Here is a 19,639-nt window from a genome sequence, read left to right as displayed (position 1 = left end):
GACTCCGTCGCGGAGTCGCCAGCACAACGGAAACGGGACGGCGGGGGTTCAGAGCGGATGAACCCCCGCGTGCCACGCGCGCGTTGTGGTGTGCGCCAGGACGAGACCCGACCCCGCACCGAGGAACGCCTCCATGAGCAGTCCCGAGTCCGACCCCCAGGAGCCCGCAGCCCCGCCGGGACCGCCCGGGCTCCCCGCACCGTCGTTCATCCTCTATTTCCAGGGCGCCCAATACGTCGAGGCGCTGCGGCAGCTGACCCTGTGGGCTCATCATGTGCTGCTGCCCGTCTACGGCCGGGAGGTCACCTCCGCCGCTCCCTGGTGCTCGCGCTGGTGGGAGCACCCCGAGGCGGTCGCACAGCTCCACGGCCTGTGGCTGGCCTGGATGGAGCTGACCGGCCCCGGGTCCGGCCCGAGCGGGCCCGCCAACTGGCACCGCGACTACCTGCTGCCGGTCATGGCGTCCCTTCGGGACCCCTCGGGCCCCTTCGCCGGCTGCAAGCCCGGCGCCCACCGGGGGAAGGAGACTCCCCCCGTCGATCTCCCCGACCCGTTCGGCCCGCCGCCGACCGCGGCGTGACACCCGCGAGGCCGGCCGAGCCGGGCGTTGAACCGGCCACCCTCCTCCGCCCGTTGTCGCCTCGCGTCCGCACCTTCCCAGCTGAGAGAGGCCGCGTGGCGGATGACAACCCCGCTTCCCCGGACCGGAACCGGAACCGGTCGGCCGAGGAGCGTCCCGAAGCCGCACCGGCGCGCGACCTGATCAGAACCGAGTACCGCCTGCGAGCCGGGCGAGAGAGGACGGCCATGACGTACGACGCCCCTGCGGGAGGCGCGGTCCATGCGTAGACCGCCCCTCCGCAGCCGCATCTCGTTCCTGCTCGCGCTGCTCCTGGTCGTGGCCGGTGTCACCGGCACCGCGCTGCTGATCCAGGACCAGCGCCCGGACGGCGTGAGCATCGCCGGGACACCGGCCGCCGGCGTCGGCTCCCCCGAGCACACCGTCACCTTCCGCAACACCACGGACCACCGCATCTGGATCGGCAGCACGGTCAACGCCGACGGTTCGGCCCCGCTCACCGGGCTGCCCACCCTGGACCCCGGCGCGTCGGCCACGGTCACGATCCCCGAGCACTCCGGTGCCGGGCACTGGCGCGGCAAGTTCTTCGCCCGCGAGGGCTGCACCGGCGAAGAGGGAAGCACGTTCCACTGCGCCGTCGGCGACTGCGGCCCCTACGCCGACCGGTGCTCGACCGGTGAACAGCCCACCGGTCTGGCCGAGTTCAACTTCGATCCGAAGGACGGCGCGGCACCCTGGTACAACGTCAGTTACGTCAACGCCGTCGCGTCGCCGGTCACCATCACGCCGGACGGCGTGACGCCGCCCAGGTCGGGCGAGTGCGCGCCGGCGGGGTGTGCCACGGACCTGCTGGCCGCCTGCCCGGCGGACGACCTGGTCGAGGACGGGGCCACCGGCCGCCCCCTGGTGTGCGTCAATCCGAACCGGGATGCCAGGACGCCCTACAGTGACGCGCTCGCCGCGCGCTGCCCGACGGCGTACAGCTGGTCCAAGCACGACACCGAACAGGGCAACCAGGTCGTGTACCAGTGCCGGGAGTGCACAGGCCTGACGGTCACCTTCCACGGCACCGGCGACGGCGCCGGCGCACCCGGGCCCGGCCCCGCCGTCACCCAGCGGCCCGGCAGCGACGGCGGCGCCCCGGCCGCCTCCCGCAAGGGCGTCGGCCTGAACTCCGTCGCGGGCGCCTCCGAGGCCCTGGCCGACTCCGGTTCGTCCTGGTACTACAACTGGGCCTCCTCCGCCGACGGCGTCACCGGCACCACCGGCGCCGAGTTCGTCCCGATGATCTGGGGTCCGGGCTCGGTCACCGACGCCGAACTGGGGCAGGCCGCCCGCGAAGGGAAGGCGCTCCTGGGCTTCAACGAGCCGGACCATCCGGACCAGGCCGACCTGTCACCCGAGCAGGCCCTCGACCTGTGGCCCCGGCTGGAGTCCACCGGCCTGCGGCTGGGTGCGCCCGCGGTCGCCTCCGGCGCGGACGTGCCGGGCGGCTGGCTGGACCGGTTCATGACCGGGGCCGCACAGCGGGGCCTGCGGGTCGACTTCATCCCCCTGCACTGGTACGGCGCCGACTTCGGGCCCGGCGCGGCCGACCAGCTGCGCGGATATCTGCAGGCCGTCCACGACCGCTACAAGAAGCCGGTCTGGCTCACCGAGTACGCCCTGACCGACTTCTCCCGGGGCGCCCCGCGCTACCCGAGCGAGCAGGAGCAGACCGACTTCGTCCGGTCCTCCACCGAGATGCTGGGCAAGCTGGACTTCGTCGAGCGCTACGCCTGGTTCGCGCTGTCGAAGGAGACCAGCCCGACGGGTCTGTACGACGGGGCGGTGCCCGGCGCGAGCGGGCGGATCTACCGCGAGGTGCGCTGAGGCACCGCCCGGCGGTGAGGACGGTCCCCCGGCGTTGAACCGTCCTCACCCCCGCACGCGTTGTGCGGATGCCTGCCTGCGCATCGCCGGCAGGCATCACCCTCGAAGGAGAGCCATGTCAGGCGGTCCGTCTCGGCGCGGCCTCGCGGGCGCGCGCGTCCTCCGGGCCGTCCGGCAGGCGGTCGAGCCGCTCCCGGACCTGCTCGGCGTCCGGGTGGCCGAACTCCGCGAAGATCGCGAGGGCGTGCCGCCAGCTCGCCCGGGCCGCCTCGGGCTCTCCGCCGTGGAGGTGGACGTCCCCGAGATGGCCCAGCGTGTGGCCCTCGCCCCAGCGGTTGCCGATGTCCCGGTGGGTCGCGAGCGCCCGGCGGTAGTGACCGACGGACTCGCCGTGGCGGCCGAGCCGGTGGTGGATCGTGCCGAGGATGTCCAGCGTGACGCCCTCGACCCAGCGGTTGCCGCCCGCCCGCAGCACGACCAGCGCCCGCTGCAGACAGTCGAGGGCCTCGTCGTAACGCCCCAGGCGCTGGTAGGCGTCGCCCAGGTTGCTCAGGGCGATGCCCTCGCCCCAGACGTTGCCCGCGATACGGTCGAGGGCCAGCCCGCGGCGGGCGTACTCGACGGCTTCGCGGAGCCGGCCCGCGTGCAGGTACGCGTCGCCCAGATTGGCGATCACCGAGGCCCGGGCCTCCCTGTCCCCGAGCTCCCGGCTCAGCGCCAGCGCTTGGTGCAGGTGCTCGACGGCCTCGTCGAACCGGCCGGCGTTGCGCAGTGCGGCCGCCGTGTCGGCCAGGCCCTGGGCCACCCCCTCCCGGTCCCCGGAGCCGCGGGCGGCGGCCAGACCCGTCCGTGCGGCGTCCAGCCAGTCGTGCACATGGCTGCGGAGGTAGAAGAACCCCCACAGGACGGCGGGCAGTCGCCACGCGGTGCCGGTGTGCCCGGCCTGGGCGGCCTGGTGTACGGCGACGATCAGGTTGGGCCGTTCGGTCTCGCACCAGTCCAGCGCCCGTTCGTGCGTGGTGAACTCCAGCGGGCGGCAGTCCTGCGGCCGCGGCTCCAGCGGGATGCGACGGCGGTTGGGGGTGATGTGCGGGTAGGCCGCGTCGGCGGTGTGCAGATACCAGGTCAGCAACCGGTGGAGCGCCAGATCCCGCTCCTGCGGGGTCTCCTCCACGCCTACGCGTTCGGCGGCGTACACACGGAGCAGGTCGTGCAGGGTGTAGCGCCCCGGGAAGTGCTCGGTGAGCAGGTGGGCACGGGTCAGTTCGGCAAGGAGCCCCCGCGCCTCACGCGGGGCGAGTCCGGCGAGGGCGGCCGCCGCCGGCGCGGAGATGTCGGGCCCCGCGTGCAGGCCCAGGAGCCGGAACAGACGCGCGGCCGGAGCGGACAGCGCCTTGTAGGACCAGGAGAAGACGGCCCGTACGTCGGTGGTGATGTCGTCGCCGCCGGTGAAGGCGTCCAGGCTGCCGTGGCTTTCGTTCACCTCGTCGGCGATGGCGCTGAGCGGGAATCCGGGGTGGGCGCAGGCGTGCGCGGCGACGATGGCGAGGGCCAGCGGCAGGCGTCCGCACCGTGCGACGATCTCGTCCGCGGCCCGGGGTTCCGCGGCCAGCCGGTCGCCGCCGAGGCGCCTGGCCAGCAGGTCGTGCGCCTCGGCCGGGGAGAGCTGGTCCAGCGTCAGGGGGTGCGCCCCCTCGCCGGCGACCAGACCCGTGAGCCGGTTGCGGCTGGTGACGATGACCAGGCAACCCGGGGACCCGGGCAGCAGCGGGCGAACCTGTTCGGTGTCGCGGGCGTTGTCGAGCAGGATCAGCACCCTGCGGCGGGCCAGCAGGCTGCGGTACAGCGCGACCTGGGCGTCGAGGCCCGCGGGTATGCGCATCGGCGGTACGCCGAGCGCGTCGAGGAAGCCGCGTACCGCTTCGTCCGGTGTCAGCGCGGAGCCGGTCGGGTCGAAGCCGCGCAGATTGACGTAGAGCTGACCGCCGGGGAACCGGTCGGCGACGCGGTGGGCCCAGTGCACGGCCAGGGTCGACTTGCCGATCCCGCCCATGCCGCCGATCGCGCTGATCACCACGGTCGACGGGGGGCTGCCGTCCCGGGGCAGCAGGTTGCCGATCCGGTCGAGTTCGGGGTCGCGCCCGGCGAACGTCGGCAGGTCCGCCGGGAGTTGAGCGGGGCGGGCCGGCTGGAACGCCGGACCGTGCGGGTCGGCGGGGCCGAAGCGGGCCGCGTCGTCCGGCGCCGTCCCTCCCGCCGTCGCGCCGTCGGCCGTCGTCCCGTCCTCCGGTGCGGCGCCGGACGGTGCCACCCGTACGGACGGTCCGGTCTGCCCGGGCACCGCCGGAGCCGGATGCCGGGCCGGGTGCGGCATCAGGGCCGGGTCGGCGGCCAGGATGCGCTCGTGGAGGTCCCGGAGCGACAGCCCGGGTTCGACGCCCAGTTCCGCCACCAGGGCGGCGCGTGTCCCGCGGTACGCGGCCAGTGCCTCGGCCTGCCGTCCCGACCGGTACAGGGCGAGCATGAGCAGGCGGGACAGCTCCTCACGCAAGGGGTGTCCGGCGGTGAGCGGGAAGAGCTCGGCGATCACCTCGTGGTGGCGTCCGAGCTCGATGTCGGCGTCCAGCCGGGCCTCCAGCGCGGCCAGCCACTCCTCGTCCAGCCAGGAGCGCGCCGTCTCGGGGAGCGGGCCCGGGAGTCCGGTCAGTGCGGCGCCCCGCCAGCCGCCGAGCGCGGCGTGCAGCAGGTCCGCGGCGCCGGACACGTCGCCCGCGGCGCGCGCCTTCTTGGCCTGCGCGACCCGGGACTGGAACCCGGCGAGGTCCAGGCCGTCGTCCGGAACGCGCAGCAGGTATCCGTCACCGACCGAGACGAGCACCCGAGGCTGCCCGTCCGGGCCGCGGTCGGGTTCCAGCACCTTGCGCAGGCGCGACACGTAGGTCCGCAGAACGGACACGGCGGCAGCGGGCGGCTCCTCTCCCCAGACGGCGTCGATGAGTTCGCCGAGCGGCAGAGGGCGCCCGCGTCGTAAGAGGAGCGCCGCCAGCACCACCCTCTGCTGGGGCGAGCCGAGGTCGAGTTCCCGCTCCCCACGCCATGCCCGGACCGGCCCCAGCACAGCGAAACGGAAGGTATTCACGTAGTCCACGTTCGGACTCTAGTGCGCACCCGCTCCGGTACGCCCACTTCAGCGGAACATGCCGTTCCGTCACCTGTCACCGCTGACGTGCCGCTCTTTCCCCTTTTCACCGGCGAGTTGAACCGTGGACGGCCGGTGTCCGTTGCGTACGCGGGCACCGCCGAGACCGCCCCGGCCGGGCGACCGGCCGGGAACAGCAGAGAGGAACGCCGATGAGCCCGGGCCAAGAGGAAGCGGACGAGCAGGTCACCGTGGGCGAACACGCCGCGCGGCGGGGCCCGTCCGAGCCGTCCCCGCACTTCACGGTGGTCATATCCGGCGACGGATCGGCCGCCGTCGACGGTGAACCGGTGCCGGTCGCGGAGGGAACGACGGTCGACGCCGCGATCCTCGACCTCCTGCACGGACACGCGCGCGACCGGGGCACCGCCGTCACGGCGGCGATCTCCGACCCCGGCGCCGGGTATGTGGCGCACGTCGAGGTCTTCCCGGACGGCTCCAGCGCGCTGCGGCACCAGGAGGAGGCGGCGGATCCGGTATCGCCTCTCGTCCACGAGGCCGTCGGCACGGGCGCCGCAGCGCAAGCCGGCGGCGCGAGCCCCACGCCCGCCGGGGAGGACCGGGACGATCCTGACGACGTCGACGAGGCGGCCTACGCGCTGCCCGAGCCCGAAGGGCCCCCGGCCACCCGCTCGGGACCACAACCCGTGGGGCCTCAGGGTGACGGACCACAGCCCGACGGGACACAGGCCGCCCGCCCCGTGTCGCGGACGGCGCCCACGCCCGCTCGCCGGCCTGGTTCCCGCCAGTCGGACGACGAGTTCGAGGGGCCCGGCCTGCTCGGCAGGCCCCTGGTGGTCGGGCCGGTGGCGCTCGGTGTGGCCGCGCTGGTCGTCGTGCCGCTGGTGATCCTGGGCAGCGGCGGTTCCGGCGACGGCGGAAGCCGGGAGGAGACCGCCGCGCGTGCGGGCGGCTCGCCGTCGGCCTCGGCCTCACCGGCCCTGTCACCATCGTCGCTGCCGGTCCCGCCCCCGTCGGCCTCCCCCTCGGCCGAGGACAGGGACAAGAAAAAGGACAAGGACAAGGAGGGGAGCGGCAAGAAGCCGAAGCCGAAGGACACTCCGGGGGCGAAGGGTGCGGGCAAGGTCACCGTGACCGTCACGGCCAGGCCCCCGGCGGCCACCACCACCGTCACCGCCGAGCCCGCGCAGGACACCGCGGCCAGTGCCGTGAAGCGGCTCGCCGCGAACGACCCCTCCGGACGGCACATCTGCTACCGCGCGTACGTCTCCGGGCAGGGCTGGCAGAAGCCGGTGTGCGACGGCACGATCGCCGGCACATCGGGCCGCAACCGGCCGATCAAGGCCCTCAACATCGCGGTGCACGGCGTCGGCGGATCAGCCGCCAACGCCTTCCGGCACACGGCGAAGCCGGTCGACGGCCGAGGCGAGTGGCAGCCCAGCTGGACGGCCGTCACCGGCGACGGCCGGAACTTCACCATCGGCAGCGCGAAACGGAACGCGCCGAACATGCTGGGCTTCGCGATGAACGTCGGTACCGGCGAGATCTGCAACACCGTCCGCCTGCGCGGCCACGACTGGGGCGGACGGGCGTGCAGCAAGCCCCGCCCCGACTTCACCTTCGGCGGCACCCTGGACAACGAGGTCTGGCTGGAGGCCGTGAAGCTCACGGTGTGACGCGCGGCGGTCACGTCGCCGAACGCCGCCAGATCGTCATGTCCATCGTGAGGGCGGCGAGTTCCGGCAGCGCCGTCGACTTCGTCTGGACGGTGAGCAGTGCGATGTCCCCGGAGTCGTGCCGGACACAGATCTGACCTCCCACCGGCACCGAGGCCAGCGGCCAGCGGCGTTGATCGGCATGCGCCAGCATGAGCCGGCACTCGTCGAGGGAGACGCCCTCGTCGGTGAACATCTGGACGAAGACGCTGGTGTCGCTCTCCACAGCACAGCCGGCGTTTTCGCAGTCGAAGCGGATGTCGCCCTCGCGGTCGTCGCGCTGGAACGGCTCCTCGAAGCTCAGCGAACTCTTCGCGTCCAGCCTCTGCAGAACCCGGCCGATGGGGCGCGGCGTCCCGGCGGCGGTCGGGGAGGACTCCGGGGCCTGCGGCGTCCGGCCCTCGGCATCCGCGGCGGGCCCGGAGGCCGACGGCGACGCCGTCGACGGGTCCGCCGACCGTCCGGACGTGTCCGGGCCCGGCGTCGACGGCGCACCGGCCACCCAGTCGTGGAACCTGTTCCCCGCGTCCTGTACCGCCCACAACAGGCCGCCCAGCGCCATGACCCCCGCCGTCACGGCCGCGGCCGTGATCAGCGCGGTGCGCCGTCGTCGGGTCCGCCGCTCCCTCGGCCCGCCCGGCAGCGGCTGGGGCTGGGTGACGACCAGCGGCTGAGGCAGGACCCGGGTGGGGGTGTGGAGCGGGGAGGGCACCCTCGTCTCCGGTCCCATGACGTCCCGCCAGACGGCCGGGCCCGTGCCCGCGTCGGCGTCCGCGCTCAGTCGCTCCCGGCACCAGTCGACGATCTCCGCCAGGTCCGCCCTGTCCTTCGGATCAGCGGCCAGGCATCGGTCGAACAGCGGTCGGAGCTGCTCGGGCAGCACGGACAGGTCGGGCCGGTCGTGCACGATCCGGTACAGCACGCCGATCGCGGAGCCGTCCCCGTACAGGGGGCGGCCCAGGGCCGCGAACGCGGCCGTCTGGCCCAGCGCGAAGACGTCGGTCGCCGCCGTGACCTCGCCCGCGGAGGCCTGCTCGGGAGCCATGAAGTGGGGCGTGCCGACGGCGGCGCCGGTGGCGGTGTGCGAGGTGAAGTCGGCGGCCAGCGAGATGCCGAAGTCGATCACGCGGGGCCCGTCGGCGGCGAGCAGCACGTTCGACGGCTTGAGGTCCCGGTGCACGATCCCGGCGGCGTGGATGGCCTGGAGTGCCTCGGCCACCCCCGCCACCAGCCACAGCACCGCGGGCACCGGCAGGGGTCCCCGGCGGGCGACCGCCTCCGTCAGGGACGGGCCGGGCACGTACAGCGTGGCCGCCCAGGGCGGTGTGCCGTCGGCGTCGGCGTCGATGAGCTCTGCGGTGTAGGCGCCCCGGACCCGCCGGGCCGCCTCCACCTCCCGGCGGAACCGCCGCCGGAAGCCCGGGTCGTCGGCCAGTTCCGGCCGGACGACCTTGATCGCCACCGGCCGGCCGCCCTGCGTGTGCGAGAGGTAGACCCGGCCCATGCCGCCCGCACCGAGCCGGGCGGCGAGGCGGTATCCGGCCACCACGGGCGGATCGTCGCCCCGCAACGGCTGGAACACCTCGGTCGCGTGGTTCATCGGCTCGTCTCCCCCTCGTCCCCTGATCCCCCGGTCAACCAGGAGTTGACCAAGGCAGAAGCCTAAGCGGAGTCCGGCGGGCTCATGGCGCGGCCGGCGCCTTGGGGGTGGTCGTGAGCTCCTCGCCCGCCTCCATCGGGTGGGTGACGTCATGGGCGTCGCGGCCGTCGCGGCCCAGGTGGTTGAAGACCAGGTTGAGCAGCACGGCCGCCACACAGCCCGTGGAGATGCCCGAGTCCAGGACGATCCGGGCCGTCTCCGGGAAGGCGTGGTAGAACTCCGGTGCCGTGATGGGGATGATGCCGACGGCCAGCGAGACCGCCACGATCAGGACGTTGTTGTCCCGGTCCAGGGCGGCCCGGACCAGGGTCTGGATGCCGCTGGCGGCGACCGAGCCGAACAGGACCACGCCCGCCCCGCCGAGCACCGGGCGCGGTACGACGGCGATCAACGAGGCCGCCATCGGACACAGGCCCATCAGCACCAGGAAGCCGCCGCCCGCGGCGACGACGTACCGGCTGCGGATCTTCGTCATGGCGACCAGGCCGATGTTCTGCGCGAAGGCGCTGCACATGAAGCCGTTGAAGAGCGGGCTGATCGCGGAGCCGAGGGTGTCGGCGCGCAGGCCGGCCGCGATGGTCTTCTCGTCGGCCGGGCGGTCGACGATCTCGCCCAGCGCCAGCATGTCGGCGGTCGACTCGGTCATCGACACCACCATCACCACGCACATCGAGATGATCGCGGCGAGCTGGAACTGCGGGGCGCCGAAGTGGAACGGGGTGGGGAAGCCGACGACGGCCGCGTCCGCGACGGGGCCGAAGTCCGTGGCGCCGAACGGGATCGCGATCAGCGTGCCGATCACGAGGCCGAGCAGCACGGCGATCTGCTTGACGAAGCCCGTGGTGAAGCGGCGCAGCAGCAGCACGATCAGCAGGGTGACGGCCGCGAGGCCCAGGTTGGTCGCCGAGCCGTAGTCGTGCGCCGTCGGGTCGGGTCCCTGCGCCCAGCCGAAGGCGACGGGGAGCAGCGATATGCCGATCAGGGTGATGACCGTGCCCGTGACCACGGGTGGGAAGAAGCGGATCGCCTTGCAGAAGACGGGGGCCGCCAGGAAGCCCAGGAGTCCGGCGACGATGACCGCGCCGAAGATGATGGGCAGGGCGTCGGACTTGTCCTCCGTGGAGGCGACGATCGCGGTCATCGGGGCGACACCGGCGAAGGTGACGCCGTTGACGAACGGCAGCCGGGCGCCGATCTTCCAGATGCCGAGGGTCTGCAGGAAGGTGGCGAGGCCCGCGGTGAACAGGCAGGCGCCGGTGAGGAAGGTCAGGTCGGTGGCGGTGAGGCCGATGGCCGCGCCGACGATCAGGGGCGGGGCGACGACGCCCGCGTACATGGCGGCCACGTGCTGCAGGCCGGTCGTCGCCATCTTGAGCGCGGGGAGTTTTTCGTCAACGGGGTGGTCGGCCACGGCGGCGTCCCTCCGGTCGGTTACACGGCTGTGCCCAGGGGCCGCCGTGGGTGTCAGGGAGGTGGTGCGGGTGGTCGTGCGGGACCGGACGTGCAGGTGACGGGGTGGGCCGTTCCGGGGCGCGCGCGTGTACGCGCGCCCCGGAGACGACCGCCGTGGACCCCGCTCGGGTCCACGGCCGCCGGCCGGGAGCCGTCCCTCCCGGCCGGAGTATCCGGGTGGTCAGGCCTCGGCGGCGATCCGCGCCAGGCGCTGGGCCTCGTCCCGCGTGGCGCCGGCGATGGCGTCCTCGTCGGCCGTGAGCAGCCGCCCGTCCTCGACGATCTGCCGGCCGTCCACGAAGGAGGCGGTGACGGGGGCGGCGGCGCCGAAGACCAGCGCGGTCACGGGGTCGGCGATGGAGGCGTGGGCGAGCGTGTCCAGCTTCCACAGCACCAGGTCGGCGAGCTTGCCGGGTTCCAGGGAGCCGGTCTCCGCGGCCCGGCCGAGGACCTGGGCGCCGCCGTAGGTGCCCAGGCGCAGGGCCTGACGGGCGTTCAGGGCGGCTTCCCGGTGGGCGCCGAGGCGGTTGATGAGGAGGGCGTTGCGCAGCTCGGTGTGGAGTTCGCCGGACTCGTTGGAGGCGGTGCCGTCGACGCCGAGGCCGACGGGGACGCCGGCCGCGAGCATGTCGGGGACGCGGGCGATGCCGGCGGCGAGGCGGGCGTTGGAGGAGGGGCAGTGCGCGACGCCGGTCCGGGACCGGGCGAAGGCGGCGATGTCGGAGTCGTTCATGTGGACGCAGTGCGCCATCCACACGTCCTCGCCGAGCCAGCCGGTGGACTCGAAGTAGTCGGTGGGGCCCATGCCGAACAGTTCGTGGCAGAACTTCTCCTCCTCCACGGTCTCCGAGCCGTGGGTGTGCAGCCGGACCCCGAGGCGGCGGGCCAGCTGGGCGCCGTCGCGCAGCAGTTCGGTGGAGACGGAGAAGGGCGAGCAGGGCGCGACGGCGACCTGGGTCATGGCGTCGAAGGAGGGGTCGTGGTGCTGCCGCACGGTCTCCTCGGTGGCGGCCAGCGCACCGTCGAGGGTCTCGACGGCGAAGTCCGGAGGCAGGCCGCCGTCCTTCTCGCTGCGGTCCATGGAGCCGCGGGCGAGGGTGAAGCGGACGCCCATGTCGCGGGCGGCGCCGATGATCGCGCCGGAGAGGTCGCCGGAGCCCCGCGGGAAGACGTAGTGGTGGTCCATGGCGGTGGTGACGCCGCCGCGGGCCATCATCGCCAGCGAGCCCTGGGCGGCCGCGCGGACCATCGGCTCGTCGATGCGCGCCCAGGTGGGGTAGAGCGCGACGAGCCAGTTGAAGAGGTTGTGGTCCGTGGCCAAACCCCGGGTGATCCACTGGTAGAAGTGGTGGTGGGTGTTGATCAGGCCGGGGGTCACGAGGTGGCCGGAGGCGTCGATACGGCGTGCGACGTTCTCCAGGCCCTCGGGGGCCGCGCCCGCGCCGAGTGACTCGATGCGGTTGCCGGCGAGGACGACGTGCCCGGAGGCGTATTCGGTGTCGTTCGCGTCGACGGTCGCGATCGCGCAGTTCTCGATGACGATGCGCCGCTCAGCTGCCATGGTTCGTCCCTTTTCACGAAGTGTGCTGAATCGAAGAGGGCACGGCAGGACCCTGGGAGTTTTGAGTGCCGTGGCCGGGAGGAGGGTTCCCCGGCCACGGGTGCCGAAAGGGGGAACGTCAGAGGTTGGTGAGGTCCTCGGGGATCCGCGCCTCGCAGCCGTCCCGCAGGATCGTCGCCTCGATCAGGCCGTACGGGCGGTCGGCGGCGTAGTACACCTCGTTGTCGTTCTTCAGCCCGAACGGCTCCAGGTCCACCAGGAAGTGGTGCTTGTTCGGGAGGGAGAAGCGGACCTCGTCGATCTCACTGCGGTGGTTGATGATCCGCGAACCCATTTGGTACAGGGTCTGCTGGAGCGAGAGCGAGTACGTCTCGGCGAAGGCCTGGAGCATGTGCTTCCTCACCTGCTCGTAGGACTTCTCCCAGTGGGGCATGCGCTGCTCGTCGTCGGTCCAGTTGAACCGCCAGCGGCCGGAGACCTCGGTGGCCAGGATGCGGTCGTAGGCCTCCTTCAGCGTCGTGTACTTGTCCTTGACGTAGCCCCAGAACTCGGAGTTGGTCGAGTTCATCACGACGAGGTCCTTGAGGCCGGAGACGACCTCCCACTTCTCACCGTCGTAGGTGATCTGGGTCAGCCGGACCTCCTGGCCCTTGCGGACGAAGGAGTGCTTGACCTCGTCGGCGCCGATGAACTGCGAGGTGGCGTCGGAGGCCTCGATCCGCTCCCAGGCGTACTCCTCGATGCGGATCCGGGCCCGGTGGATCGGCTCCTGGCTGGTGACGAAGTGCCGGGCGAGGTGGATGCCGAACTGCTCGGCGGACTCGATGCCGTGCTCCTTGGCGAACGCGTACACCGTGTTCTTGGTGGTGTCGGTCGGCAGCACGTTGGCGTTCGAGCCGGAGTAGTGGACCTCGTCCATGTCGCCGGAGAGGGCGACGGAGACGTTGAGGTCCTTGATGTGGTGGGTGGCGCCGTCCCGCGTGATCTTGACGACTCGGTTCTCGGCCTTGCCGTACTGGTTCTGTCCCAGAATGGTGGGCATCTCTAGCTAGCTCCCTCGGTATACGGAGTAGCCGAACGGGTTGAGCAGCAGCGGTACGTGGTAGTGCTCACCGGGCTCGACGGCGAAGGTGATCGCTACTTCTGGAAAGAACGCACCGCTGTCCCGATTCGCGGGGGCGTCCTGCTGCGCATCGGCTTGCTTCTTCGCAGATTCTTCGAAGTACGGCTCCACCGCGAAGTCGAGCCGTACGTGGGTGGTGCCCTCCGGCAGCGCCGGCAGGTCCTTGCACCGCCCGTCCCCGTCGGTCGCGGAGCCGCCGAGCGCCTGCCAGTACGCGGTCCGGCCGGTGCGGGCGGAGAGCTGGACGGCGACGCCCTCGGCGGGGCGGCCGACGCTGGTGTCCAGGATGTGCGTGGACACGGACGCGGTGGCGGAGGTGCTCATGCTGCTGTCAGTCCTCTTCGACGAGTCGGGCCAGACGGATGCGGTTGATCTTCCCCAGTTCGGTGCGGACGATCTCCCGCTCCCGCTCCGGCGGGTTGCCGATCCGTTCCCGGACCGCGTCGCGCATCTGCTCGCCGGTGCGGCCGGTGGCGCAGATCAGGAAGACATGGCCGAACCTCTCCTGGTACGCGAGGTTCAGTTCCAGCATCTCCGCCTTGAGCGCGTCGGAGGCACCGGCCATGCCGCTCTGCTCCCGCGCCGAGGTGGGGTCACCCGGCTTGGGGCGGCCGATGGGCGGATGGCCGGCCATCGCCTCGTCGAGGTCCCCGGCCGTCAGCTCCGCCATCGCGGCGTCGCTCGCGGCGTACAGGTCCTCGCAGGTGGCGTAGGGGCGGGCGGCCAGCAGGCGCTTCGCCCACGCCGTGGAGGCGCACGCCTCGCGGAGGGCGGTGTACGCCGCGTGCTCCTCGAGGGTGTTGAACCGGGTCAGGCCCGGCGGCGTGGAAGTGGACGTCACGGGAGCCTCCGTGGCCGGTGTCGGCCGTCGTGCTGAACGGGCGTGCCGATAGCTAACGCCCTCCCGCGACAGCCCGTCAACAGTTTGTTGAAAATTCGGGGGCGCGAAACCGGACCGCCACGGGGCCGGCCGGTCAGGCCCCCTTCTCGCGGTTGAGGTAGTTGTAGACGGTGAAGCGGCTGACGCCGAGGGCGCTCGCCACGGTCTCCACCCCGTGCCGTACGGAGAAGGCGCCACGCGCCTCGAGTATGCGTACGACCTCCTGCTTGGCCCTGCGGTCCAGATCGGCCAGCGGCACACCCTTGCGGCGCTCCATTGCGGCCAGGATGTGATCCAGGGAGTCGGCGAGCTGCGGCAGCCGGACGGCGACGGCGTCCCGGCCCTCCCAGGCCAGGACGACGTCGTCGGGACCGGCCTCGTCGGGCGGGATCATCTCGCCGCCCATGGCGTCGACCAGGGGTTTCACGGCCGCGATGAACGGCTCGTCCCCCGCGCCGCTCACGCCTGCCCCTCCTCGACCACGTTGACCTGGAGCGTGACCCGGGTGGCACCGGCCTCCAGGGTCTTGCGGAGCAGGGCGTCCACGGCGGTGAGCACCGCGTCGGCACCGCCCTCCGCGGTGTTGCCGAACGGGCCCACGTCCACGGCGTCCAGCTCGGCGGCCTCCACGACCTCGCGGGCCACCACCGCGTGCGCGGGCGCCTCGTCCAGGTCGAACGGCTCGGTCGTGAACTCCACTCTCAGTCGCACGCGCTCAACCTAACGCGCGGGGCGGACTTTCCGGCAGCCCCTCTTGACAGCCTTCGCACCCCACAGGCAATCTTCCGTTAAGCAGAAACATGATTCCGCAATACGGAATAAGCGCCATGGACCTGCACCATGGAAGACACGGAAGGGAGCGCCGCCCCGATGGGATTCGCAGACCAGCGCTTCAACGTCAACCTGTCGATCCTCTTCACGGAGCTGCCCCTCCTGGAGCGCCCCGCGGCCGCCGCCGCGGCGGGCTTCACCGCGGTCGAGCTGTGGTGGCCCTGGGTCGACGCGCCGGTCCCGGAGCCGTCCGAGTCCGACGCCCTCAAGCGCGCGATCGAGGACGCCGGCGTCCGGCTCACCGGCCTGAACTTCTACGCCGGACAGCTCCCGGGCCCGGACCGCGGCGCCCTGTCGGTTCCCGGTGAGGAGTCGGAGCGGTTCCGCGCCAACATCGACGTGGCCGCCGGCTTCGCCGCCTCCCTGGGCTGCACGGCCCTCAACGCCCTGTACGGCAACCGCGTCGAGGGCGTGGACCCGGCCGAGCAGGACGCGCTCGCCCTGGAGAACCTGACCCTCGCGGCCCGGGCCGCCGACCGGATCGGCGCGGTTTTGCTGATCGAGGCGCTGAACCGGCCCGAGTCGCCGCTGTACCCGCTGGTGTCGGCCCCGGCGGCCGTGGAGGCCGTCGACAAGGTCAACGAGGCGACGGGACTGGGCAACGCCCGCTTCCTGATGGACCTCTACCACCTGTCCATGAACGGCGAGGACCTCCCGTCGGTGATCGAGCGGTTCGCCGCGAAGACCGGCCACGTCCAGATCGCCGACAACCCGGGCCGCGGCGCCCCGGGCACGGGCTCACTGCCCCTCGAAGACCTCCTCGACCAGCTGACGAAGGCGGGCTACGACGGCTGGGTCGGCCTCGAGTACAAGCCGGGCGACCGCCCGAGCGCCGAGGCCTTCGACTGGCTGCCCCGCTGACCCCCGCACCGAAAGGCACTTCACCATGAGCACTCTTCCCACGATCGCCTGGATCGGTCTCGGCATCATGGGCTCCCCCATGTCCGAGAACCTGATCAAGGCGGGCTACCGGGTCACCGGCTACACGCTGGAGCAGGACAAGCTGGACCGGCTGGCCGCCGCCGGCGGCACCGCCGCCGGTTCGATCGCCGAGGCGGTTCGGGACGCCGACGTCGTCATCACGATGGTCCCGGCCTCCCCGCAGGTCGAGGCCATCGCCTACGGCCCCGACGGCATCCTGGAGAACGCGCGGTCCGGCGCGCTGCTGATCGACATGTCCTCGATCACCCCGCAGACCTCGGTCGACCTGGCGAAGGCCGCGAAGGACAAGGGCATCCGCGTCCTGGACGCCCCGGTGTCCGGCGGCGAGGCCGGTGCCATCGAGGCGGTGCTGTCCATCATGGTCGGCGGCGAGCAGGCGGACTTCGACGCCGCCAAGCCGATCCTCGAAGCGCTCGGCAAGACCATCGTGCTGTGCGGTCCGCACGGCTCGGGCCAGACCGTGAAGGCCGCCAACCAACTGATCGTCGCCGTGAACATCCAGGCGTGCGCCGAGGCCGTGGTCTTCCTGGAGAAGTCCGGCGTGGACCTGAAGGCGGCCCTGGACGTCCTGGGCGGCGGGCTCGCCGGCTCGACCGTGCTGACCCGCAAGAAGGACAACTTCCTCGGCCGGGACTTCAAGCCGGGCTTCCGGATCGACCTGCACCACAAGGACATGGGCATCGTCACGGACGCCGCCCGCAATGTCGGCGCGGCCCTGCCCGTCGGCGCCGTGGTCGCCCAGCTGGTCGCGTCCCTGCGTGCGCAGGGCGACGGCGGCCTGGACCACTCGGCGCTGCTGAGGGCCGTCGAGCGGCTCTCCGGCGCACAGATCTGATTCCCACCAGGGGCCCCGATCCCCGGGCGGTGCCGCCGCTGACATCTGTCCTGTCGCGCCCAAAGCGGCGGCGCCGCCCGGAACCAGCCATGCCCACTGCTTCAACAAATTGTTGACACTCAGCTCGCTCACCCCGACCCTAGGCTCCACAAAGCGGAAACGTATTTCCGCTGCCCTCTCGTACGGAAGGTCACGATGTCGCAGCGCGTGCTCACCACCGAGTCCGGCGCCCCCGTCGCCGACAACCAGAACTCCGCCACCGCCGGTGTCGGCGGCCCGCTCCTGCTCCAGGACCAGCATCTGCTGGAGAAGCTGGCGCGCTTCAACCGCGAGCGCATCCCGGAGCGCGTCGTGCACGCCCGCGGCTCGGGCGCGTACGGCCACTTCGAAGTGACCGACGACGTCACGGACTTCACCCAGGCCGACTTCCTCAGCGCGGTCGGCAAGCGCACCGAGGTGTTCGTGCGCTTCTCGACCGTCGCCGACTCGCTCGGCGGCGCGGACGCGGTGCGCGACCCGCGCGGTTTCGCGGTGAAGTTCTACACCGAGGAGGGCAATTACGACCTCGTCGGGAACAACACCCCGGTGTTCTTCATCAAGGACCCCATCAAGTTCCCGGACTTCATCCACTCGCAGAAGCGGGACCCGTTCACGGGCCGTCAGGAGCCGGACAACGTCTGGGACTTCTGGGCCCACTCCCCCGAGGCCACCCACCAGGTGACCTGGCTGATGGGCGACCGCGGCATCCCGGCCTCCTACCGGCACATGAACGGCTACGGCTCGCACACCTACCAGTGGACCAGCAGCCGGGGCGAGGCCTTCTTCGTCAAGTACCACTTCAAGACCAACCAGGGCGTCCGCTCCCTGAGCAGCGAACAGGCCGCCGAGATCGCGGGCAAGGACCCGAACTCGCACCAGACGGACCTGCTCCAGGCCATCGAGCGCGGTGTGCACCCGTCCTGGACCCTCCACGTGCAACTGATGCCGGCGGCCGAGGCGGCGGACTACCGCTTCAACCCGTTCGACCTGACCAAGGTGTGGCCGCACCGGGACTACCCGCTCAGGCGGGTGGGTCGGCTGGTGCTGGACCGCAACCCGGACAACGTCTTCGCCGAGGTCGAGCAGGCCGCGTTCTCCCCGAACAACTTCGTGCCGGGCATCGGCCCCTCCCCCGACAAGATGCTCCAGGGCCGTCTGTTCGCCTACGCGGACGCCCACCGCTACCGCCTGGGCGTCAACCACACGCTGCTGGCCGTCAACGCGCCCAAGGCCACGACCGCCCAGAACTACGGCCGGGACGGCCTCATGGCGGCCAACCCGCAGGGCCGGCACGCCAAGAACTACGAGCCGAACTCCTACGACGGCCCCGTGGAGACCGGCCGCCCGCTGTCGGCGCCGCTGGCGGTGCACGGCCACACGGGCACCCACGAGGCGCCCCCGCACACCAAGGACGACGACTTCTTCCAGGCCGGCGAGCTGTTCCGGCTGATGTCCGCCGAGGAGAGGTCCCGCCTGGTCGCGAACATCGCAGGCGGCCTGTCCCAGGTCTCCCGCGACGACGTGATCGAGAAGAACCTCGCGCACTTCCACGCCGCCGACCCCGAGTACGGGCGGCGCGTGGAGGAGGCGGTCCGCGCCCTGCGCGAGGACTGAACCCCCTGACCGTGTCCGACCGCCCGGGGCGACCCGGATGAGGGGTGGTCCCCCGGGCACGGACACGGTCAGGGCGGACCGCGGCGGCTGCGAGCCAGTGCGGTGGTGAAGGGCCCGGGCCGGCTTCTCGACCTGAGGGAAGCCGGCCCCGGCGCCCGTCGCACCCGCCGCGGTCCCAGCACCACCCACCCCTCTCCCCCGACCCCGTCCGGCGGCGCGAACGTCCTGTCGCGCCCAGCCTCGCGCCGCCGGACGGCCAGCCGTTCCCAGGGTGCGGATCGGTCCCGTTCGCAGCAGCCTGAAGGCATGGCACCTCCCACCGAGCATCCGCATGTCGTGGTTCACGCCCCCGCCCTGGACGGCTCGCGCCGGGTCACCCTGGGCGAGGAGCCGCTGGGCGTCGCGACCCACGCCGACGACGTCGCCGAGATCCTGCGCCTGGCCGACCTGTACGTCACCGACGTCGCGGAGAGCGACCTCGTCGAGTGGCAGGGCGGCGGGCCGGACGACTGGCCGGGGCTGTCGGAGCACCACGAGGCGTGAGCGCGTCTACGCCACCGGTCGTACAGCCCGTACGGAACCCTCAAATCAAGCTCTGAACCCGGCCCCGGAGGCTTCAACCGCCCCCGGGGCCGGGCACATTCCCGTCACACGGGGCCCGTCGGCACGGGGGCGGCGGGCCCCGGTACGGGGGTGAAGCCATGAGCGACGGTACGGCGGTCCGGCTGGAGCCGCACGTGAACGCAGCTGGGGGAAGGCCCGCGGGCCGCCGTCACCGTCGCCGTGGTGGATCTGCATCTGCGGGGGCCGGTGGAAACGGACCTGCCGGGGACGATCCGGACGGGTGCCGTGGACGACGCGCCGGCGCAGCAGCCGCCCTCTCCGCCGGCGGTCGCGGCGCGCGCCCGTCTGCGCGAGCCGGCCGCCCCCGAGTGCCTGGTGAAGTATCCGGACATCCGGCTCGCGGTGGCCCTCATGCGTATCCCGCTCGCGGAGGCGGGGCTGCTGCGCCGTCCCCTGCTGGGGCCGACCCGCGCCGCCCCGCCGCCACGTCCGCGGCCTGCGGCAGGACCACCCCCTGCCGGCGAGCAGGCACGGCCTGACCGACGGTGAACGGCTGCTCCCGGTCGCCCTGCACGGCGAGGCGGCCCTGCGGCTGCTCGTGCCGCGCTTCGCCCTGTGTGCGGGTCTGGTCCGCCGGGCCGAGGTGGGTGGCAGGAGCCTCCTGAAGAACTCACCGCGCGGCCGGGGTGGCGGGCGTCGCCACTCCTGCGGTGGCGGCGGGAGCGGCTGCGGAGGCGGCGGGAGCTGACCCCGTGCGGGCGTGAGCGGGCATGCGCGGGGGCGCGGTACGGGAATGCGTGAGGGGCGGCCC

The 19,639-nt window shown here is 72.5% G+C and carries 17 protein-coding genes; 8 read left to right on the top strand and 9 right to left on the bottom strand.

Going from position 1 to position 19,639, the window contains the following annotated elements; all coding sequences use genetic code 11:
• Nucleotides 1-133: 133 nt before the first annotated feature.
• Complete coding sequence (locus tag A4E84_RS32135) at nucleotides 134-580, top strand: DUF4913 domain-containing protein (protein WP_062929907.1); 447 nt, start codon at nucleotides 134-136, stop codon at nucleotides 578-580.
• Nucleotides 581-841: 261 nt separating this feature from the next.
• Nucleotides 842-2,452, top strand: coding sequence for a glycosyl hydrolase (locus A4E84_RS32130; RefSeq protein WP_062929906.1), 1,611 nt, complete (start codon nucleotides 842-844; stop codon nucleotides 2,450-2,452).
• 118 nt (nucleotides 2,453-2,570) lie between these two features.
• On the opposite strand, the gene A4E84_RS32125 is transcribed toward A4E84_RS32130, so the two are convergent.
• Complete coding sequence (locus tag A4E84_RS32125) at nucleotides 2,571-5,600, bottom strand: AfsR/SARP family transcriptional regulator (protein WP_335340842.1); 3,030 nt, start codon at nucleotides 5,598-5,600, stop codon at nucleotides 2,571-2,573.
• A gap of 203 nt (nucleotides 5,601-5,803) precedes the next feature.
• On the opposite strand from A4E84_RS32125, the gene A4E84_RS32120 reads away from it, so the two are divergent.
• Nucleotides 5,804-7,288, top strand: a complete 1,485-nt coding sequence (locus tag A4E84_RS32120) for a hypothetical protein (protein ID WP_062929905.1) — start codon at nucleotides 5,804-5,806, stop codon at nucleotides 7,286-7,288.
• 10 nt (nucleotides 7,289-7,298) lie between these two features.
• On the opposite strand, the gene A4E84_RS32115 is transcribed toward A4E84_RS32120, so the two are convergent.
• From A4E84_RS32115 to A4E84_RS32080, 8 genes are all read right to left on the bottom strand, one after another.
• The gene (locus tag A4E84_RS32115; RefSeq protein ID WP_062929904.1) at nucleotides 7,299-8,927 is read right to left on the bottom strand and encodes a serine/threonine-protein kinase; all 1,629 of its coding nucleotides are present in this window, start codon (nucleotides 8,925-8,927) and stop codon (nucleotides 7,299-7,301) included.
• An 82-nt stretch (nucleotides 8,928-9,009) separates the two neighbouring features.
• Nucleotides 9,010-10,398 carry a nucleobase:cation symporter-2 family protein gene (locus A4E84_RS32110; protein WP_062929903.1) on the bottom strand — a complete coding sequence of 463 codons (1,389 nt, stop codon included), beginning with the start codon at nucleotides 10,396-10,398 and terminating at the stop codon, nucleotides 9,010-9,012.
• 222 nt (nucleotides 10,399-10,620) lie between these two features.
• Complete coding sequence (locus A4E84_RS32105; protein ID WP_062929902.1) at nucleotides 10,621-12,000, bottom strand: 8-oxoguanine deaminase; 1,380 nt, start codon at nucleotides 11,998-12,000, stop codon at nucleotides 10,621-10,623.
• Nucleotides 12,001-12,118: 118 nt separating this feature from the next.
• Nucleotides 12,119-13,042 (bottom strand): factor-independent urate hydroxylase, encoded by a 924-nt coding sequence (pucL, locus tag A4E84_RS32100; RefSeq protein WP_062929901.1) that lies wholly within the window; start codon nucleotides 13,040-13,042, stop codon nucleotides 12,119-12,121.
• Between the two features lie 6 nt (nucleotides 13,043-13,048).
• Nucleotides 13,049-13,447 (bottom strand): hydroxyisourate hydrolase, encoded by a 399-nt coding sequence (uraH, locus tag A4E84_RS32095; protein WP_062929900.1) that lies wholly within the window; start codon nucleotides 13,445-13,447, stop codon nucleotides 13,049-13,051.
• 7 nt (nucleotides 13,448-13,454) lie between these two features.
• A complete protein-coding gene (gene uraD / locus A4E84_RS32090; RefSeq protein WP_062929899.1) occupies nucleotides 13,455-13,964 on the bottom strand; it encodes a 2-oxo-4-hydroxy-4-carboxy-5-ureidoimidazoline decarboxylase in 510 nt (169 codons plus the stop codon).
• Between the two features lie 133 nt (nucleotides 13,965-14,097).
• A complete protein-coding gene (locus A4E84_RS32085) occupies nucleotides 14,098-14,466 on the bottom strand; it encodes a helix-turn-helix domain-containing protein (RefSeq protein ID WP_033306635.1) in 369 nt (122 codons plus the stop codon).
• On the bottom strand, nucleotides 14,463-14,714 hold the full coding sequence (locus tag A4E84_RS32080) for a hypothetical protein (protein WP_062929898.1): 252 nt from the start codon (nucleotides 14,712-14,714) through the stop codon (nucleotides 14,463-14,465). Before A4E84_RS32080 ends, A4E84_RS32085 begins: the two co-directional genes overlap by 4 nt.
• A 159-nt stretch (nucleotides 14,715-14,873) precedes the next feature.
• Between A4E84_RS32080 and A4E84_RS32075 the strand changes: the two genes are divergently transcribed.
• The 5 genes from A4E84_RS32075 (at nucleotide 14,874) to A4E84_RS44810 (ending at nucleotide 19,377) form a co-directional block, all read left to right on the top strand.
• Nucleotides 14,874-15,695, top strand: a complete 822-nt coding sequence (locus A4E84_RS32075; RefSeq protein ID WP_062929897.1) for a TIM barrel protein — start codon at nucleotides 14,874-14,876, stop codon at nucleotides 15,693-15,695.
• 25 nt (nucleotides 15,696-15,720) lie between these two features.
• Nucleotides 15,721-16,611, top strand: coding sequence for a 2-hydroxy-3-oxopropionate reductase (locus A4E84_RS32070; RefSeq protein ID WP_062929896.1), 891 nt, complete (start codon nucleotides 15,721-15,723; stop codon nucleotides 16,609-16,611).
• Nucleotides 16,612-16,806: 195 nt separating this feature from the next.
• Nucleotides 16,807-18,264 carry a catalase gene (locus A4E84_RS32065; protein ID WP_062929895.1) on the top strand — a complete coding sequence of 486 codons (1,458 nt, stop codon included), beginning with the start codon at nucleotides 16,807-16,809 and terminating at the stop codon, nucleotides 18,262-18,264.
• 306 nt (nucleotides 18,265-18,570) lie between these two features.
• Nucleotides 18,571-18,807 carry a hypothetical protein gene (locus A4E84_RS32060; protein WP_062929894.1) on the top strand — a complete coding sequence of 79 codons (237 nt, stop codon included), beginning with the start codon at nucleotides 18,571-18,573 and terminating at the stop codon, nucleotides 18,805-18,807.
• 243 nt (nucleotides 18,808-19,050) lie between these two features.
• Complete coding sequence (locus A4E84_RS44810) at nucleotides 19,051-19,377, top strand: hypothetical protein (protein ID WP_237305023.1); 327 nt, start codon at nucleotides 19,051-19,053, stop codon at nucleotides 19,375-19,377.
• The last annotated feature ends 262 nt before the right edge of the window (nucleotides 19,378-19,639 follow it).

The organism is Streptomyces qaidamensis (assembly GCF_001611795.1).
Lineage (GTDB): Bacteria > Actinomycetota > Actinomycetes > Streptomycetales > Streptomycetaceae > Streptomyces > Streptomyces qaidamensis.
The sequence above is the reverse complement of the archived record's forward strand: the minus strand, read 5'-3'. Positions and strand labels throughout refer to the sequence as shown.

Bases quoted from the DNA above. Each gene is read 5' to 3' on its own strand.
- A4E84_RS32135 (WP_062929907.1), top strand. From the start codon at position 134: ATGAGCAGTCCCGAGTCCGACCCCCAGGAGCCCGCAGCCCCGCCGGGA.
- A4E84_RS32130 (WP_062929906.1), top strand. From the start codon at position 842: ATGCGTAGACCGCCCCTCCGCAGCCGCATCTCGTTCCTGCTCGCGCTG.
- A4E84_RS32120 (WP_062929905.1), top strand. From the start codon at position 5,804: ATGAGCCCGGGCCAAGAGGAAGCGGACGAGCAGGTCACCGTGGGCGAA.
- A4E84_RS32115 (WP_062929904.1), bottom strand. From the start codon at position 8,927: ATGAACCACGCGACCGAGGTGTTCCAGCCGTTGCGGGGCGACGATCCG.
- A4E84_RS32105 (WP_062929902.1), bottom strand. From the start codon at position 12,000: ATGGCAGCTGAGCGGCGCATCGTCATCGAGAACTGCGCGATCGCGACC.
- pucL (WP_062929901.1), bottom strand. From the start codon at position 13,042: ATGCCCACCATTCTGGGACAGAACCAGTACGGCAAGGCCGAGAACCGA.
- uraH (WP_062929900.1), bottom strand. From the start codon at position 13,447: ATGAGCACCTCCGCCACCGCGTCCGTGTCCACGCACATCCTGGACACC.
- A4E84_RS32075 (WP_062929897.1), top strand. From the start codon at position 14,874: ATGGGATTCGCAGACCAGCGCTTCAACGTCAACCTGTCGATCCTCTTC.
- A4E84_RS32070 (WP_062929896.1), top strand. From the start codon at position 15,721: ATGAGCACTCTTCCCACGATCGCCTGGATCGGTCTCGGCATCATGGGC.
- A4E84_RS32065 (WP_062929895.1), top strand. From the start codon at position 16,807: ATGTCGCAGCGCGTGCTCACCACCGAGTCCGGCGCCCCCGTCGCCGAC.
- A4E84_RS32060 (WP_062929894.1), top strand. From the start codon at position 18,571: ATGGCACCTCCCACCGAGCATCCGCATGTCGTGGTTCACGCCCCCGCC.